The organism is Lutibacter oricola (assembly GCF_900106565.1).
Taxonomy (GTDB): Bacteria; Bacteroidota; Bacteroidia; order Flavobacteriales; family Flavobacteriaceae; genus Lutibacter; species Lutibacter oricola.
In genome coordinates this window covers 111,256-130,493 of sequence record NZ_FNNJ01000011.1, presented here as the reverse complement: position 1 = coordinate 130,493, position 19,238 = coordinate 111,256, and the positions used below count along the sequence as shown (strand labels likewise).

At 30.7% G+C, this 19,238-nt stretch carries 14 protein-coding genes; 6 read left to right on the top strand and 8 right to left on the bottom strand.

The features are described from left to right. Nucleotides 1-456: 456 nt before the first annotated feature. Nucleotides 457-1,152: a DUF4294 domain-containing protein gene (locus BLU40_RS15485; RefSeq protein WP_090125727.1), complete on the bottom strand. Its 696-nt coding sequence runs from the start codon at nucleotides 1,150-1,152 to the stop codon at nucleotides 457-459. Nucleotides 1,153-1,271: 119 nt separating this feature from the next. Between BLU40_RS15485 and BLU40_RS15480 the strand changes: the two genes are divergently transcribed. The 6 genes from BLU40_RS15480 to BLU40_RS15455 all read left to right on the top strand — a co-directional run bounded on the left by BLU40_RS15480 (nucleotide 1,272) and on the right by BLU40_RS15455 (nucleotide 8,192). Next, nucleotides 1,272-2,357: a M42 family metallopeptidase gene (locus BLU40_RS15480; protein ID WP_394331711.1), complete on the top strand. Its 1,086-nt coding sequence runs from the start codon at nucleotides 1,272-1,274 to the stop codon at nucleotides 2,355-2,357. A gap of 53 nt (nucleotides 2,358-2,410) precedes the next feature. Further along, nucleotides 2,411-2,953 (top strand): NUDIX hydrolase, encoded by a 543-nt coding sequence (locus tag BLU40_RS15475; protein ID WP_090125722.1) that lies wholly within the window; start codon nucleotides 2,411-2,413, stop codon nucleotides 2,951-2,953. An 8-nt stretch (nucleotides 2,954-2,961) separates the two neighbouring features. Next, a complete protein-coding gene (locus BLU40_RS15470) occupies nucleotides 2,962-4,878 on the top strand; it encodes a DUF294 nucleotidyltransferase-like domain-containing protein (protein WP_090125719.1) in 1,917 nt (638 codons plus the stop codon). A 1-nt stretch (nucleotide 4,879) separates the two neighbouring features. Continuing rightward, entirely contained in the window at nucleotides 4,880-5,545 is a 666-nt protein-coding gene (locus tag BLU40_RS15465; protein ID WP_090125716.1) for a 3'-5' exonuclease, read from the top strand. Nucleotides 5,546-5,607: 62 nt separating this feature from the next. Then, nucleotides 5,608-7,530, top strand: a complete 1,923-nt coding sequence (locus BLU40_RS15460) for a DUF294 nucleotidyltransferase-like domain-containing protein (protein WP_090125713.1) — start codon at nucleotides 5,608-5,610, stop codon at nucleotides 7,528-7,530. Next, nucleotides 7,530-8,192 (top strand): 3'-5' exonuclease, encoded by a 663-nt coding sequence (locus BLU40_RS15455; RefSeq protein ID WP_090125710.1) that lies wholly within the window; start codon nucleotides 7,530-7,532, stop codon nucleotides 8,190-8,192. The genes BLU40_RS15460 and BLU40_RS15455 overlap by 1 nt, the downstream gene beginning before the upstream one ends. Before the next feature lie 245 nt (nucleotides 8,193-8,437). Here the strand turns inward: BLU40_RS15455 and acs are convergent, their stop codons facing one another. From acs to BLU40_RS15415, 7 genes are all read right to left on the bottom strand, one after another. After that, nucleotides 8,438-12,262 (bottom strand): acetate--CoA ligase, encoded by a 3,825-nt coding sequence (gene acs, locus BLU40_RS15450; protein ID WP_090125706.1) that lies wholly within the window; start codon nucleotides 12,260-12,262, stop codon nucleotides 8,438-8,440. A 72-nt stretch (nucleotides 12,263-12,334) separates the two neighbouring features. Next, nucleotides 12,335-12,697 (bottom strand): response regulator transcription factor, encoded by a 363-nt coding sequence (locus BLU40_RS15445; RefSeq protein ID WP_090125703.1) that lies wholly within the window; start codon nucleotides 12,695-12,697, stop codon nucleotides 12,335-12,337. Beyond that, nucleotides 12,675-15,329: a sodium:solute symporter family transporter gene (locus BLU40_RS15440; protein WP_090125699.1), complete on the bottom strand. Its 2,655-nt coding sequence runs from the start codon at nucleotides 15,327-15,329 to the stop codon at nucleotides 12,675-12,677. Before BLU40_RS15440 ends, BLU40_RS15445 begins: the two co-directional genes overlap by 23 nt. A 265-nt stretch (nucleotides 15,330-15,594) precedes the next feature. Next, entirely contained in the window at nucleotides 15,595-17,286 is a 1,692-nt protein-coding gene (locus tag BLU40_RS15430) for a sodium:solute symporter family protein (RefSeq protein WP_090125693.1), read from the bottom strand. Nucleotides 17,287-17,313: 27 nt separating this feature from the next. Next, nucleotides 17,314-17,568 carry a DUF4212 domain-containing protein gene (locus tag BLU40_RS15425; RefSeq protein ID WP_090125690.1) on the bottom strand — a complete coding sequence of 85 codons (255 nt, stop codon included), beginning with the start codon at nucleotides 17,566-17,568 and terminating at the stop codon, nucleotides 17,314-17,316. Nucleotides 17,569-17,590: 22 nt separating this feature from the next. Beyond that, nucleotides 17,591-18,814 (bottom strand): hypothetical protein, encoded by a 1,224-nt coding sequence (locus BLU40_RS15420; protein ID WP_090125687.1) that lies wholly within the window; start codon nucleotides 18,812-18,814, stop codon nucleotides 17,591-17,593. Nucleotides 18,815-18,933: 119 nt separating this feature from the next. Continuing rightward, the gene (locus BLU40_RS15415) at nucleotides 18,934-19,236 is read right to left on the bottom strand and encodes a helix-turn-helix domain-containing protein (protein WP_175454811.1); all 303 of its coding nucleotides are present in this window, start codon (nucleotides 19,234-19,236) and stop codon (nucleotides 18,934-18,936) included. Nucleotides 19,237-19,238: the final 2 nt, after the last annotated feature.

Sequence of the window (19,238 nt, the reverse complement as noted above, 5' to 3'; positions counted from 1 at the left end):
TAAGCGGGTGCAAATGTAAAACCTTTTTTTATTCTCACCAAAATTAATTCGATGTTTTTTAAAGTTTATTTTCTAACACTATTCTTATGATCTTTACTAACTAAAACCTCTCAGTCAAAGCGGATGCAAATGTAAAAAGCTTTTTACTAATAACCAAAATTAATTCAATCTTATTTTAAAGTTTTTTTAACCTGCACTATTGAAAAATCTATGAACTTTTTACTAACAAATCTACTACCGTTTCCTTGTTAGCGGTGGCAAATGTAATACCTTTTATTAAACCTACAAGCCTTTTTTAAACTCTTTTTATAACTTATTTTAAAACTTGTTTCAATACACTGTAAAACACCTACTTATAACTTAATTATTTTCTGCATAAATTTCTATTACAACTCAAACATTCTTTAAATTAATTGTTAGTAAACAATTATAGTATACCCTAAGAATTCCTCCTACCTACTTCTTTACTGTGCCCTTAGGTGCTTCAAAGTACTCTGAACTCAACTTTAAATAATCAAATGCTAATTTCGAAGGCTGTTCTTCTAGCGTTCCATTAACAAATGCACGTTGTAAAATGTCTTCAATTAAAAAATCTTCGTGCACTTTTTCTGGGTTATATTCTAACTTTAAAGACAACTTAAACATTTTTGCCGTTGAATTATACCAAAAAGCTTTCCAACCGCTTCTTAATTCTTTCACCAATTCAAAAGCAGTGTCGCCCGTTTGCCTATGTATTAACTTAATCAAAATACGCCCCTCTGTTCTTGTTAACTTTTTTAATTGTGCCGTAAATTCTTCTTCAACATATTTTTGAATACGCTTTGTATAAATTCTTTTCTTTCTTTTTGAATCTATTTCACCTAATCTTTTATTTATAACCTCTAACCTTTCTTGCGCCATTTTTGCATATGGGTATGCTTTAAATGTTTTTTTTCGGAACCAATAATAATACCTTCTATCATAAGTTGTTTTAAACTTTAGTTTTTTTAACACTAACACCTCATTTAACTCTATTAATAAAGTATCGCCTTCAAAAATTATATATCGCTCAGATAGTGGAATTGAATCTTTTTGCACTTCATTTTGACCATATATATATATGGTGCATAAAAAAAGTAAGAATGTTAAATATGTTTTGCGTTTTAATATCATTATTAATTCAATCAAGAAGAATTTCAAATTTACAATATTATACTATAATGTATAAATGCATTTTTTATTATTTACAATAATTTGATTTTACTATATTCGTTCTATAAAACAAAGATATAATGACAAAGAAAATTATTACTAAAAAATCGCTTACGTTTTTAGAAAAGTATTTAAATAATGCTGCTCCTACTGGTTATGAAAGTGAAGGGCAAAAAATATGGATGGATTATTTAAAACCATATGTAGATACATTTATTACTGATAGTTATGGAACTGCTGTTGGTGTTATTAATCCTGATGCTAAATTTAAGGTTGTTATTGAAGGGCATGCTGATGAAATTTCTTGGTATGTAAATTATATTACACCAGAAGGATTGATTTATGTAATTAGAAATGGAGGAAGTGATCATCAAATTGCACCTTCAAAAGTGGTAAATATTCATACTAAAAAAGGAATTGTTAAAGGTGTATTTGGTTGGCCTGCTATACATACTAGAATTGGAGGTAAAGAAGAGGCTCCAAAACTAGACAATATATTTATTGATGTTGGTTGTAAAACTAAAGAAGAAGTTGAAGAGCTAGGAGTACATGTTGGTTGTGTTATTACATACCCTGATGAATTTTTTGTTTTAAACAAAAACAATTTTGTTTGCAGAGCTATTGATAACCGTGTTGGTGGATTTATGATTGCTGAAGTTGCTCGTTTATTAAAAGAGAATGATGTAAAATTACCGTTTGGGTTATACATTACAAACTCAGTTCAAGAAGAAATTGGTTTACGCGGTGCTGAAATGATTACCCATACTATTAAACCAAACATTGCTATTGTTACAGATGTTTGTCACGACACCACTACTCCAATGATTAATAAAAAGAAAGAAGGAGAAACTAAAAGTGGAGACGGACCGGTAATTAGCTATGCTCCTGCTGTTCAAAATAATTTAAGAGACTTAATTGTTGAAACTGCTGAAGCTAAAAAAATACCTTTCCAACGTATGGCTTCGTCAAGAGCTACTGGTACAGACACCGATGCTTTTGCTTATAGTAATGGAGGTGTACCTTCAGCATTAATTAGCCTAGCGCTACGTTATATGCACACTACTGTTGAAATGGTACATAAAGATGATGTTGAAAATGTTATTAAATTAATTTACGAAACATTACTAAATATTAAAGAAGGAGAAACTTTTAACTATTTTAAATAACATACCTTCCTAAATCCTCTCTTACCAAAGGGAGGATTTTTATATAGAATTAAATGGATGAATTAGTAGACATATTAAACGTTAATGGAAAACCAAGTGGCGAAACCTGTATGAAATCTTACGCCCATAAAAATGGAATTTATCATGCAAGTGCACACATCTGGATTTTTAATAATTCCGAAGAGATTTTAATTCAAAAAAGAGCTAGCGATAAAGATACATTTCCAAACTTTTGGGATATTTCTGTTGCTGGTCATATTTCTGCAGGTGAAAAACCTCTAACTTCAGCAATAAGAGAAGTTGAGGAAGAAATTGGCTTAAACGTTGATGCCAGTCAATTAAAATTTATAGGTACTTATAATAAAAAAGTAATTCATAATAAACATTTAATTGACAACGAGCTACATTATATATATATATGTAAACTAGATTTAGATGTTAAATCATTAAAAATTCAAGCTGAAGAAGTTTCAGCTATAAAAATGATTCATTTAAATGATTTAATAGTTAAAGTTAATTCAAACAATAGTAATTTTGTGCCGCACGGAAAAGAATACTTTAATTTAGTATTTAAAAACATTAAAAAGGATATTTAATACAGCTTATGAAGAACACAATTGCAGAACGCGTAAAAGATTTTTTAAAAAAATATCCGCCCTTTAATGTATTACCTAGAGAGCCTTTATTTGATACTGCCAAAAATGTTGAAATTCATTATTTTGAAAAAGATCAAATAATATTTGATCAAAACGATGAACCTCACAAACATTTTTATATTGTATACGAAGGCGCTGTTAGGTTGTATCGATTTGGTGAAGACGTTAAGCATACTGTTGATATTTGCGATGAAGGAGATTTATTTGGGTTACGACCTTTAATTATGAAGGAAAATTATTTAATGGGTGCTGCTGCAAATGAAGAGACTATATTATATGGTATACCTATTGAAGATTTTAACCATATTATTTTAAACTACCCAAAAGTAAGTCAGTTTTTAATAGCCAGTTTTGCAACCAATACAAGAGATCCGTTTACAGATAAACATAAGGGTAAACTTTTTGCAAACATTTCAGCTATTAAAAAAGTTGAAAACACATTTTCGGAAACGCAATCGGTTAAATACACTAAAAACCCAGTTACATGTAATTCTGACCTTCAAGTTAAAGAAGCTGCAATTATAATGACCGAAAAAGTAATTGATTCAATAATAATTACCGAAAATAATTTACCTATTGGTATTATTACCGATAAAGATATAAGAACAAAAATTGGAACTGGGGTAAATAAAATTACAGATAGCGTTTCTGAAATTATGTCTACACCTGTTGAAACATTTAAAGAAAATTTAAGTATAGCTGAAGCACAAATTGAACGTTTAAAACACAAAGTTTCGCATTTAATTATTACAGAAGACGGCACTAATAAAACCAAAGTGGTTGGAATTATTACCGATCACGATTTAAATACAAGTCACGGCAACAACCCAATGTTTTTAATGAAAGAAATTAAAAATGCCAAAGATGCCGAGACATTAAAATATGTAAGAACAAAAGCAACCAATTTAACTAAAGCTTATTTAGAACAAGAAATACCTATTTACTTTGTTACAAAAGTAATTACCGAAATTAATAATGCTATTACTAAAAAAGCAATTCGATTATCTATAAAAGAAATTGGCTCGAAACCACCTGTAAAATTCAGTTGGCTAGCAGTAGGAAGCCAAGGTAGGCAAGAACAATTATTAAAAACAGACCAAGATAATGCATTAGTTTTTGATAATGTACCCAAAGAAAAGTACCCCGAAGTAAAAGCGTATTTTTTAGAACTAGCAACCAAAGTAACAGAAAAACTGAATATTGTTGGCTATGAATATTGCCCAGCTAACATTATGGCTAGTAATACAAAATGGTGTTTATCTTGTAAAGAGTGGAAAGAGCAATTTAAAGATTGGATTAAAAACCCAATTGCCGAAAAAATATTATTGAGTATTATCTTTTTCGATTTTGAATTTATTTATGGCGATAAAGAATTACATGAAACGCTTTCTAAAAGGGTGTTTAAATATATAGAAAGTAAACAAATATTTTTAGGTTTCTTAAGCAAAGCAACATTAGAAAACCCTGCTCCTTTAGGCTTTTTTAAACAGTTTTTGGTTGAAGAAGACGGTGAAAATAAAGACCATTTCGATATAAAATCGAGAGCTTTAAGACCTTTGGTAGATGCTGCCAGAATATTTTCGCTATATCACGGAATACACGAAAACAACACCATTGCTCGTTACGAGCGCTTAATGGAAGTTGAACCTCAAAACAAAGAAATTTTTGAATCGTGTGCAAATGCATTTAAAATTTTACTTCAATTTAGAACTTTACAAGGTATTGCAAATAACGATTCCGGTAAATATGTAGATATTAATAACCTTAGTAAATCGGATAGATTAAAGCTTAAAAGTTGTTTTAAACCAATTAAAAACATTCAAGATTCTTTAAAATTAAGGTTTAACGTTTCAAAATTAACATAGTATGTTTAGTTTTTTTAAAAAGAAAAAATATCCAGAATTTTGGAACACTTATGTTTCTAAAGTAGAAAACTGCCAAAAATATTCAACCTTTGAAAACATTCGCTTTGTTGCTCTAGATACTGAAACTACTGGATTTGATTTTAATAACGATCGTGTTTTAAGTATTGGTGCTGTCGCTGTACAAGCCAATAAAATTATAGTATCGGATTATTTTGAAATTTATATTGAACAAGAGGTTTTTAATAAAGAAACCGTTAAAATACATGGAATTAGAAGAAACGGAACAGAAACTAAACTATCAGAAAAAGAAGCTTTAATTCAGTTTTTAGAATATCTAGATGATGCTGTTATTTTGGCTCACCACACAAGTTTTGATGTTGGAATGATTAATATGGCACTAGAACGACAAGGTTTAGGTTCTTTAATTTCTAAAAGTGTAGACACCAATTACATTCATAAAAAAATGGTGAGCGATTCTAACTTTGGAAAAATTTATAGTTTAGATGAATTAAGTGAAATTTACAATGTAAAAACGCACGATCGCCATACGGCATCTGGAGATGCTTTGATTACGGCTCAACTATTTCTTAAACTTTTAGGAAAATACAGAAAAAATTACGCCTTAAACTTAAACGATCTTATCAATTCGCATTATCCTTTTAGCTAGAGTTTTAAGTTGATTTATTAACTGAAAAATTGTATTTTTAGTGTTTACAGCTTTTTACACCTATGAAAAATACAATAGCAGAACGGATTTTTGATTTCCTCAAAAACTTCCCTCCTTTTAATATTTTAGAAAAAGAACAACTTTTTAAAATAGCTACGCATGTAAAAGTTCATTACATAGAACAAGATAAATCCGTTTTTACTCAAAATGAAAATCCACACAACGAATTTTATATTGTAAAAGATGGAGCCATTGGATTGTACAGAACAATGGATAATGATAATATTTTGGTTGATATTTGTGATGAAGGTGATTTATTTGGCTTACGACCAATTATACAAAACAACCAGTATTTAATGAGCGCTGTTGCAAATGAAGAATCTATACTCTATGCAATTTCTGTTGAATTATTAAAAGAAATTATTGATTCTAACGAAAAGGTTAAAAAGTTTATTGTAGCCAGTTTTTCAACAAATATTAAAACACCTTATGCAAAAACCAACAATGGTCAATTATTTGCAAATGAAGATGTTTTAAACAAAAATAACGCTGGAATTTCAGATGTTCAAACAGCACAATACAGTAAAAATCCAATTACCTGCACAAAAGCTTACACTATTCAACAAGCTGCAGAAGTTATGAGCGTCAAACGTGTTGGCTCCATATTAATTACTGAAAACAATAAACCTATTGGTATTATTACCGACAAAGATTTACGTTTAAAAATTGCAACTGGTTTAATTTCTATAAAAGAAAAAGTTACCACAATTATGTCGAGTCCAGTTATTACTTGTCATAAAAAAATAACAGTTGCAGAAGCTCAAATTAATATGCTAAAGCATAAAATCACACATTTATGTATTACTGAAGATGGTACACCAAATTCTAATTTAAAAGGAATTTTATCTGAACACGACATTGTGGTACTTCACGGAAACAATCCTTCTGTTCTAATAAAAGAATTAAAGCGTGCTAAAAATGTTGACACTTTAAAATATATTAGAGAAAAAACTTCTAAATTATTGAGTGGCTATATGGAACAAAATATTCCTATTCGGTTTGTTTCAAACATCATTTCAGAAATTAACGAAGCTATTACCATTAAGGCAATTAAACTTTCTATTGAAGAAATGGAAACCGAACCACCTGTAAAGTTTACGTGGTTAGCTTTAGGTAGCCAAGGTAGAAAAGAACAACTTTTAATTACCGACCAAGATAATGCGCTAGTTTTTGAAAATGTTAACCCAAAAGATTATGATTTTACAAAGAATTACTTTTTACAACTCGCAAAAAAAATTACAAATAAATTACATATTATAGGTTTTGAAAATTGCCCTGCCGATATGATGGGAAGCAATCCTCGTTGGTGCATATCTTTAAATCAATGGAAAGAACAATTTAATACTTGGATTACAAAACCAACCGAAGAAGCTATTATGATGTGTACCATATTTTTTGATTATTCGCTGGTTTATGGTAATGTAGAATTAGTAGATGAAATGTCTGAAAGTATTTTCGAGTCTATAGACAACTATGAAATATTTTTAAATTTTTTAGGAAGAAATGCGTTGCGAAACCCACCTCCACTTGGATTTTTCCGTCAATTTTTGGTAGAACATGATGGCGAACACAAAGATCAGTTCGATTTAAAAAGTAGAGCTTTAATGCCTTTAATTGATGCCGCTAGATTGCTAACACTTTCTGTAAATCATAAAAATAAAAACAATACTATTGAACGGTTTAAAGAAATGGCTAAAGCCGAACCTCAAAATAAATATTTATACGAAATGTGTATAGATTCCTTTAAAATTCTATTGCGTTTTAGAACAAACCAAGGTTTAAAAAACAATAATTCTGGTAGATATGTAGATTTAAATAATTTAAGTAAATCAGAAAAACTTAAACTAAAAGGTTGTTTTAAACCTATAAAAGATATTCAAGAATTGATAAGTGTAAGATTTAAATTAAATCAAATAGGAATGTAATGCTCTCATTTTTTAAACGTAAAACATATCCAAAATACTTTAAAAAGTATCTCAACAGTTTTAAAAACAAAAAACCTAAAAGTATAAACAAAACTAGGTTTGTAGTTTTTGATACTGAAACTACTGGTTTAGATACAAATACAGATAGAATTTTATCTATTGGAGCAATTGCAATTAATAACGGAATTATTGACGTGGCCGATAGTTTTGAAATTTATTTAAAACAAGATCAATTTAATGCAGACACAGTAGAAATTCACGGAATTTTAAAAGAAGGAAACATTGAAAAAATTTCAGAAGAAAAAGCAATTGAACATTTTATTAATTATTTAAAAAATGCAGTATTAATAGCACACCACGCAGCGTTTGATGTTAAAATGATAAATTCAATATTAAAAAGAATGAACCTTCAAAAACTAAAAAATAAAAGTATTGATACTGGAATTTTATATAAAAAACTAGAAGGCAAACAAAACGATCATTTTAGTTTAGATAAATTATGTGAAGAATTTAATATTCCATTACACGATAGGCACACAGCTTCTGGTGATGCTTATATAACTGCCATTTTATTTCTAAAAATTATTTCAAAATTAAAACAGCAACGCTTATTACATTATTCTGATTTATTTAGAACTAATAATAGTAAAGGGCTACTTTAATTTGGTTATTAGCGGCTAATTATTAGTTATTTTTGAAAAGCTAAAATTTATGACGACCTAATTATGGATACCTACTTGTGCAGGAATAACATCACAAAAAAAGAAGCTTTTAAATAAAATAGTTCATCATACTGATTACCAGTTAATATGAGAACCTTAACTAAATTCAGGTTGACGTATTAAAAAACCCCTTCAATTTGAAGAGGCTTTTAACTTTGATTCATTAATTAGTGGTATAAAAAGGATTATTTTACTAACGATCCATCCATAATAGCAGCAACAACATCTGGATTTAATAATGTTGAAATATCTCCTAATTTAGAAGTTTCATTTTCTGCGATTTTACGCAAAATTCTACGCATAATTTTTCCTGAACGTGTTTTTGGTAACCCAGGTACAAATTGAATCTTATCTAACTTAGCAATTGGTCCAATAGTTCTGGCAATTAAATCGTTAATTTCTTTCTTTAAGAAATCTTCATTTTCAGGAGCTTCGTATACAATTACATATGCATACAAAGCATTTCCTTTTATATCATGTGGATAGCCAACTATTGCAGACTCCACCACATTTGAGTGCTCGTTAATTACGTTTTCAATTGGAGCTGTACCTAAATTATGTCCAGAAACAATAACTACATCATCTACCCTACCAGTAATTCTATAATTTCCTTCTAAATCTCTAAACGAACCATCTCCTGTAAAATATCTTCCTGGAAAAGCAGAAAAATAAGTTTCTTTATAACGTTGATGATTTCCGTAAATAGTTCTTGCCATAGAAGGCCAAGGATATTTAATACACAATCTTCCTTCTGCAGGGTTAGACATTAACTCCTCTCCTTTTTCATCTACCAAAGCAGGTTGAATTCCAGGTAATGGTCTTGTTGCAAATGTTGGTTTTGTAGGTGTAACTCCTGCCATTGGCGAAATCATAATTCCACCTGTTTCCGTTTGCCACCAAGTATCTACAATTGGAGATTTTTGTTTTCCAATTTTTTCATCGTACCAGTGCCAAGCTTCTTCGTTTATTGGTTCACCAACTGTTCCTAATACTTTAATTGAAGAAATATCATGTTGCTCAATTAATTCGTTTGGTTGAGCAGCTAATGCTCTAATGGCAGTTGGCGCTGTATAAAATTGATTTACTTGGTATTTCTCTACAATTTGCCAGAAACGTCCATAATCTGGATATGAAGGTACCCCTTCAAACATTAATGTGGTTGCTCCAGCTGCTAACGGACCATAAACTATATAACTATGTCCTGTAATCCAACCAATATCAGCAGTACAGAAATATACATCGCCATGACGATATTGGAATACATTTTTAAAACTATATGCTGTATGTACCATATAACCTGCACATGTATGTACCATTCCTTTTGGTTTTCCTGTTGATCCAGAAGTATATAAAATAAACAACATGTCTTCCGCATCCATTTCTTCCGCAGGACAAACATCATCTACTTTAGCCAATTCTTCGTGCCACCAAACATCACGGCCAGCTTTCATATTAATATCTCCATTCACTCTATTTAATACAATTGAAGTTTCAATTGACGGAGTAGATTCTAAAGCTTCATCAACTATAGTTTTAAAATCTACAGCTTTTGTTCCTCTAAAAACACCGTCTGAAGTTAATAACACCTTACAATCAGCATCGTTAATTCTTGTTGAAAGTGCAACTGCAGAAAATCCTGCAAACACAACAGAATGAACTGCTCCAATTCTAGCACAAGCCAACACAGCAATTGCTAATTCAGGAACCATAGGCATATATACGCAAACTTTGTCTCCCTTAACAACACCATTATTTTTAAGAACGTTTGCAAATTTACACACCTCAGCATGTAATTCTTTATAGCTTAAAATTCTATTTGGTTCTTCTGGATCATTTGGCTCCCATATAATTGCTGCATCATCTCCTCGTTTTTCTAAATGACGATCTAAACAATTTTCTGTAATATTTAATTTAGCTCCTTTAAACCATTCAAACTTTGGTTTATCCCAATCATATTCAACAACTTTATCCCATTTTTTACGCCACGTAAACGTTTCTGCAATTTGCGCCCAAAATCCTTCTGGATCGTTAACACTATGTTGGTATGATTTGTAATATTTTATAAACGAATCTACTTGTAAATCGTCTAATGTTTCTTTTTCTTCAATAGTTGCGTGTTCAAATACTCCTATTTTATGAAGTTTGAATTCGTGTTCTATTTCTGAAATAATTTCAGGGTCATCAATTGTTGAAGGAATTTTATATTCTGTGCCATCAGCAATATTTCTTAATAATTTTCTTAGAATTTTTCCTGAACGCGTTTTTGGTAAACGCTTAACAATTAATACTTTTTTTAATGAAGCAACAGCACCAATTTGTTTTCTAACCTCCTGAACTACTTTATATTCTAATTCAAAACTAGAAACGTAATCACCAGATTTTAAAACAACCAACGCCAAAGGAACTTGTCCTTTTAATTCGTTTTCAATTCCGAATACAGCACATTCTGCAACTGAAGGGTTTGAAGAAACAATTTCTTCCATTTCAGCAGTAGACAACCTATGCCCTGCTACGTTAATTACATCATCTACACGACCTGTAATGTATACATATCCATCTTCATCTGTATATCCGCCATCTCCAGAAAAATAATAACCTGGAAACTTGTTTAAATAACCATCTTTAAATCTATCTGTATTTCCCCAAATATTTAATAAATTTCCAGGAGGTAATGGTAATTTAACAACTACATAACCTTCTTCATTAGCACCTAATTTTTCACCTTCTGTATTTAAAATTTGAATATCGTAACCTGCAACTGGTTTTGTTGCCGAACCTGGCTTTACTGGTAAAGCTTCAATTCCCATATTATTTGATAGCATTGGCCAACCAGATTCTGTTTGCCACCAATGATCTATTACAGGTATGTTTAATTTATCTTCTAACCATTTTAAGGTGGCAACATCGCAACGCTCACCAGCTAAAAATTGATATTTTAAACAGCTTAAATCGTATTGCTCCATTAATTCTCCATCTGGATCTTCTTTTTTTATAGCTCTAATTGCTGTTGGAGCTGTAAACATAACTTTTACATTGTTCTCACTAATTACTCGCCAAAAAGTACTTGCATCTGGTGTTTTAATTGGTTTACCTTCAAAAATAATTGTTGCATTTCTATTTAAAAGTGGGCCATAAACAATATAACTATGTCCAACTACCCAACCTACATCAGACGCAGACCAAAATGTATCTCCTTCTTCAACGCCATAAATATTTTTCATAGAATATTTTAAAGCAGTTGCGTAACCTCCTGTATCACGTAAAATACCTTTTGGTTTTCCTGTTGTTCCTGAAGTATATAAAATGTATAACGGATGATTAGATTCTACCTCAACACAATCTACCGGGTTCGAATTTTTAACCAATTCTTTATAATCTACAAAACGTTCTGTTTTTGTCATTAACGCACCTAAATTACGTTGATAAACAATCACCTTTTCTGGTTTATGATTTGCTTGTTCAATAGCTTCATCAACCATTGGCTTATATGAAATTAATCTATCTACTTCCATTCCTGAAGTTGCTGTAATAATAGCTTTTGGCTTACAATCATCTATTCTAATAGCTAATTCGTGCGGCGCAAAACCTCCGAATACTACTGAATGTATTGCTCCAATTCTAGCACAAGCTAACATTGCAAATGCAGCATGTGGAATCATTGGCATATAAATAATTACAGTATCTCCTTTTTGTACTCCTAAATCTTTTAAACCTCCAGCTAGTTTTGCTACACGCTCTTGAACTTCGGCATATGAGTACTTAATTTTTTGTTGAGTTACTGGTGAATCGTAAATAATAGCTGTTTGATTGCCAAAACCATCCTCAACGTGTTTATCAACAGCCAAATAACAAATATTTAATTTACCATTGGCAAACCACCTATCAAATCCTTCTTCGTTTTTAGATAAAATTGTGGTTGGTTCTTGATACCATTTTAAAGCTTTAGCTTGGTCTTTCCAAAACTCTTGTGGACTCTCAATACTTTTGTTGTAGTGTTTTTGATAACTCATAATTTGATTTTTTAGGTGTGGTTATTTTTTAGTTAGTTTAATTTGACAGAAATTGGTGAAACCGTCTTTATTTTACGCTAACAATTGTTTAACTTCTTTTACTAATTTTTTTGTTGAAAAAGGTTTTGTCATATACTTATCTGCTCCTAACTGCATACCTAATTCAATATCTGACAATTTATTTTTTGCAGAAAGGAAAATAACTTTCACATTTTCTAAACTTGAATGACTTTTAAAGTGATTTAATACTTGATACCCATCTACATTAGGCATCATAATATCTAAAACTACAATGTCTGGTAATTCATCTTCAGCTATTTCAATAGCTTCGGCTCCATCTCTAGCAATAAATACCTCAAAATTTTCTTTTTTAAATATATACTCTAAAGACATTACTATATTTGGTTCATCATCAACTATCAATATTTTCCTCATAGTTTTCGTGTTTTATAGGTAATGTAAATGTTAATTTAGCGCCGTTTGGCTTAATATTTTCGGCCCAAATTTTTCCTTTATGACTTTCAATAATTTGTTTGCTTATTGCCAATCCTAATCCGCTACCAATTGGTTTTAAACGGGTTTGATTTTTTGATTGATAAAATTTATTGAAAATAGAATTTAAATCTTCCGTTACAATTCCCTTTCCATTGTCTTCAACACAAATATAAATTTCGGTATCATCAATTTTTGTTGAAATATAAACTTCACCTTTTTCACTGTTTGCAAATTTTATTGCATTTGAAAGCAAATTTATAAGCACCTGTTGTATTCTATCTTCATCAAATTCTACCTTAAAATCTACAACACCATTTGCATTTAAATTTACTTTATTGTTAACAGATAATTGCTTAACTGTACCTATAGTTCTTTCAATAGTTTCTTTAACGGAATGCTCAATTAAATCAAGTTTTTCTTTTCCAGTTGCTAATTTTTCTAAATCCAATATATTATTAATCAATCTACTTACGCGTTCACTTTCACTAACAATACTTGTTAAAAATTTATGTTTTATTTCTTTATCAATTTCTTCATCATCTAATAATATTTCCGACAAAGCTCTAATTGATGTAATTGGAGTTTTTAATTCGTGAGCAACAGTATCTAAAAACTCATCCTTTTGTTTATCTCTCTCTTTTAATTCAACATTCGATTCTTTTGCTTTTTGTGTTTCATCTAATATTTTTAAAACTTCTGGCAAGCTAATTTCATCTTCTTTTACTACTGAAGAAATTAATATTCTTGCAGAAGCACTTCCAATACTTCCTGTTAATAGTTTTTCTGAGAAATTAACCAAACGCGCATCTGCAACTCTTGTGCTTTTATTAATATTATATTTCATATTAAATAAATTAAGCGCTCTTTCTGTTCTATCTTCTCCTAGAAATCGAGTTAAAACCTTTTTAATATCTTGCACATAAGCTTCTCCTTTCCATATATAAGCATCTTCGTGGAGCGAAGCGTATTTATTATTATCTACAAACATTTCAGCAAAATTTCGTTCTCGCGAAGTACCAATTGTATTTACCGAAACCAACACATATATTAAAATATTAAAAAATATGCTCCAAAAAAAAGCGTGTGGTACTGGTTCAAAAATATTAAGTCCAAATAACTGATAAGGCTTTAAATAATTCAACTCAAATAAACCTTCAGAAATAAATGATGTAGAAATTGATTGAGCATCTATTGTAAACGGAATTACTAACGTGTAAACAGTAATTAAAAAACCTATAATAATTCCATATTTTGCCCCTTTTGAAGATCCTCTTCTCCAAAAAAGCCCTCCAAAAAACGAAGGTGCTAATTGCGCTATTAATACAAATGAAATTAAACCAATAGATACTAAAGACCTATTCAACGTAAAAAATTTGTAAAAAAAGTAAGCAACTATAATTAATGAAAATATAGAAAATCGTCGAATGCTTTTAATTGATTCTGTATTCTTTTCAGACTCTCCTCTACTAAACTTACTTAAAAAACCATACGGTATAATTAAATTGTTACTTAACATTGTAGATAATGCTAAAGTAGAAAGTACAACCATAGAGATAGCTGCAGAAAAACCTCCTAAAAATACAAGTAAAGCTAAAAATTCATGTCCGTTTTGTAATGGTAACATTAACGTAAAAAAATCTGCATTTACTTGTTTATTTTGAAAAACAATGTTTCCTCCCCAAGCAATAAAAATTACAAAAATGTTAAATAACAATAAGTACAACGGAAACAACCAAGTTACTTTTTTTAAATATTTTTCTCGTTCATTTTCAACTACTGTAACTTGAAACTGTCTTGGCAATAACATAATAGCTATCATAGATAACATGCTTAGAAAAAACCAGTTAAAACCACCTTCAATACCGTTTATTTTTTGTTGAATTTCGAAATTAGGAAGGCTTGAAGCCTGTGTATAAATATCGCTAGGTCCATTAAACAAGTAGTACGTTACATAAACTCCAATAACCAAAAAGAAAACTAATTTAATTATCGATTCCACTGCAACTGCAGTAATAATTCCTTTATGCCTTTCTGAAGCATCTGTATTCTGAGTTCCAAAAAATGCTGCAAATACAGCTAGTAAAATTGCAATGTAAAATGTTGTATCGTTTATTATTGAATTCGTTTCAATATTATGATTGGTTATTACATTAAATGTTTCGGAAATTGCTTTAAGTTGAAGCGATATATAAGGTACAATTGCTAATACACAAACCAAAGTTACCAACGCTCCTAAAAAACGACTATTTCCATAACGTAATGAAATAAAATCTGCTATAGAGGATATTTTATTTCCTTTTGAAATTCTAATAATTTTACGCATTAGAATTACCCAAGTTGGTATTATAATTATTGGACCAACATAAATTGCTAAAAATTTTAGGCCAGAAGTTGCTGCTAAACCAACACTTCCATAATAGGTCCAAGCTGTACAATAAACTGCTAAGGACAATGCATATACATACGGATTATTAACCCAAACACTTTTTGAGTTTTTCTCTGCCCAATATGCTACATAAAATATGACAGCTAAGTAAACTACTATTATTGTTATTACTAAAAAACTACTCATAAAAACGTTTTAAAATAATATAGGAAACAACAATAGACAGGATCCAAACAACAAAAATGTAAAAATACATTAAAGGAAACCCCATAATAGTATAACTACTTTCGAATAATAAAATAAATGGAATATTAAACAAACAAAGTAGTAAAAATGATAAGGTTATTAATTTTTGTTGATGGCGTTTTTTCATTTACAAAGTAATTGAACTAAATATGATAAAAACAGCACTAACTAAATTAGTGCTGCTTTTTTATTTACTAACTATTAACTAATGATCACTAGCTTCTCCTGCTCCTGAAGGAATTCTAATATCCTCTACAATATCTTGAACCTCTTGTGGCGGCGCCGGAGTAAATCTTGAAACAATAACTGAAATTACAAAGTTTACAACCATTGCAACTGTTCCAAATCCTTCTGGTGAAATTCCAAACCACCATTCGCTTGCTGGTGGTTTTGGACCTAACCAACCTAGCTTGTATTTGGCCATATAGAAAAACATTAAAGCCAAACCTACAATCATACCAGAAATAGCACCTTCTTTGTTCATTCGCTTATCAAAAATACCCATTACAATTGCTGGGAAAAATGATGCTGCTGCTAAACCAAATGCTAAAGCTACTACGGCGGCGACAAATCCGGGCGGATTAATTCCAAAATAACCTGCAATACAAACTGCTACAAAGGCACTAAAACGTGCGGCTATTAACTCTCCTTTTTCTGAAATATCTGGCTTAATAATTTTTTTGAATAAATCGTGCGATATGGACGAGGCAATTACAAGTAATAAACCAGCAGCAGTTGATAATGCGGCAGCTAAACCACCAGCTCCAACCAATGCAATTACCCAGTTTGGTAGTTGTGCAATTTCAGGATTTGCCAATACCATAATATCACGGTCAATTGTTAATTCATTGGTAGATTTATCTGCTACATATTGAACTACTCCATCTCCATTTTTATCATCAAATTTTAATAATCCTGTTTTTTCCCAATTACCAAACCATTCTGGCAATTCTTTATATTCAGCATTACTTACAGTTTCAATCAGTTTTGTTCTTGCAAATACAGCTACTGCAGGAACAGTTGTGTATAAAATTGCAATAAATAATAATGCCCAACCTGCAGAAACACGAGCATCTTTTACTTTAGGCACTGTAAAGAAACGTACAATTACGTGAGGTAAACCAGCGGTTCCAACCATTAATGCAACAGTAATTGCAAAAACATCAATCATACTTTTACTTCCTGATGTATATTCGTGAAACCCTAGTTCACGCTGCAAACCATCTAATTTATCGAGTAAATAAATTCCATCTTCACCTGCACCACCAAACCCTAATTGAGGAATTGGATTACCTGTCATTTGAAAAGAAATAAATATTGCTGGCACCATAAAGGCAAAAATCAATACACAATATTGAGCAACTTGTGTATATGTAATTCCTTTCATACCTCCTAATACAGCATAAAACAATACAATAGCCATACCAATGTATACTCCAGTATTAATATCTACTTCTAAATATCTAGAAAATACAATTCCAACTCCACGCATCTGCCCGGCTACATATGTAAACGAAACAATTAATGCCGCAATAACTGCTACAATACGTGCCGTATTTGAATAATACCTATCTCCAATAAAATCTGGTACTGTAAATTTTCCAAACTTTCTTAAATAAGGAGCTAATAGTAATGCTAAAAGCACATATCCTCCTGTCCATCCCATTAAATAAACAGATCCGTCGTATCCTGTAAAAGATACAATACCTGCTAGCGAGATAAATGATGCTGCCGACATCCAATCTGCAGCTGTAGCCATACCGTTCATAATTGGAGGTACTCCTCCACCGGCTACATAAAATTCTTTAGATGATCCTGCTCTTGCCCATATTGCAATTCCAATATAAAGTGCAAATGTTATTCCGACAAGTATCCAAGTCCAAGTTAATATTCCCATAATGTTTTTAAATTTTTAGTTAGTTAATTATTCGTCTACTCCATATTTTTTATCTAGTTTGTTCATTAATTTCACATAAACAAAAATTAGAACAACAAATACATACATAGATCCTTGCTGAGCAAACCAGAATCCAAGCTTAAAACCTCCCATTTTAATGGAGTTTAATTGATCAACTAATAAAATTCCAAACACATAGGAAACAAGAAACCAAATGGCTAGCAAAATTGCTAAGTACCCAAGGTTTTCTTTCCAGTATGCTTTCATACTTTCTTTTGACATAATTGGTTAAGTTTTTTAGTTATTATAGGTAAATCATTGCTTGAAGCGTAACAGTTCCTGTAGTGTTACTTCCAAACTTTTGATTTTTGTATTCTAAGGTTAATTTTGAATTGTGTCCACTCATAAACATATTAGTTCCTAAGCCAAACACATTACGGTTGTCATCTACAGCATCATAACTATTACTACCGTAAGAAACATAAGGTTGAAATCTTGTTTTTTTAGTATCTCCTGCAATTACATATCCAACATGTGTATACAACATGCTTCCCGTTCCGTAAGCGCTATACAAATAATTTTTACCGTAATCGTTAGATTGGTAGGTTGCATAAGCAGTAATTGCACTTCCATCCTCACCAAGTGGCGCATCATAAAAAGCATCAACAGCAATTATAGATACATCTTCTGCAACTAAATCTCCTGATGTGTTTGCTGAAACAGAACCACTAGGGTGGCTAAAGAAACCAGCACCAATATTAAACACTTTTTTTGTACCTAAATAAGTTCCAACTTTGTATGGTAATGTATTAGATTCTTGATCTAAAAAGTTATACTCAAAGTAACCTGCAAATGAGTGTCCAGCATCTTTAGAACCTAAAACTCGTTTACCTCCATAAACAGCAGCACCACCTAATTCAGGATCTCTTAAATCTAGTCCGTTTGTAGAAGCATCATTAATAGCAACTTGGTATTTAAACTTATTAAATTTACCTTTCATAAATACACCAATATGACGGCCAAATTGATCCGACAATCCTAATGTAGACCAAGATTGACGATTATTGTCAAGTGTCATTAAATTTAAAGTACTTTGATTGTTTAAACGAGAAATACCATTCCAATAGTGAAGCCCACCACCAACTGTATGGTTATCATTTAAATTCCATTGCCCCCAAATACTATGCAAAAATAAGTGATTACTATCGCTTTTCCCTACCGGACTAAGGTTCGAAGCATTTAAACTGTTTAAACCAAAATGGGTTACCAATAAGAATTTTTTGTTAATTTGAGATAATAGTAAAACACGAGCTCTTCTTACATTAAAACTTGTGCTGCTTTCTGTATCCGGAACATCATCATTATAAGTTGCTTGAAATTGTCCCCAAGATATTACTCTTAAGTATTTACTCCCGTCTTCATTAAATTTCACCTTAAAGCCACCATTATAATCAGGAGAACCTTGTGAAAAACAGATTTGAAATGATAGTAAAAATACACTGAATAGTAGTAAATTTATTTTTTTCATAAATTAAGTATTGTTAGTTAATTAAAGTAATTGCTAAACATTTGATTTTTAGCGATTACAATATGAAAATAAAATAAACAGTACTAAAATTTACTATACATAAGTGTAAAACAGTATACTTACTCTTTAAATCGCTCCCATTTTATAAGCATATATTTATCTCCTAACTCTGTTACAATAACCCCTGCTCCCTCCAAGTTATTCACTTCTGAAAAATACTTTGCTAACTCTACTGCGTTTAAAATTTTATATGTTGAATGATACTCAAAACTATACGGACGCTTAATATTGTATTTCTTCACCCAATTCATAATACTTACGTGAGATATTCCTAATATTCGTTCAATTTCTCGATAACTTAAACCTTCAAGATATAACTGCAAAGCTTTATTTACGTAGTAGGCATCTATTTGCTTTCCCATCT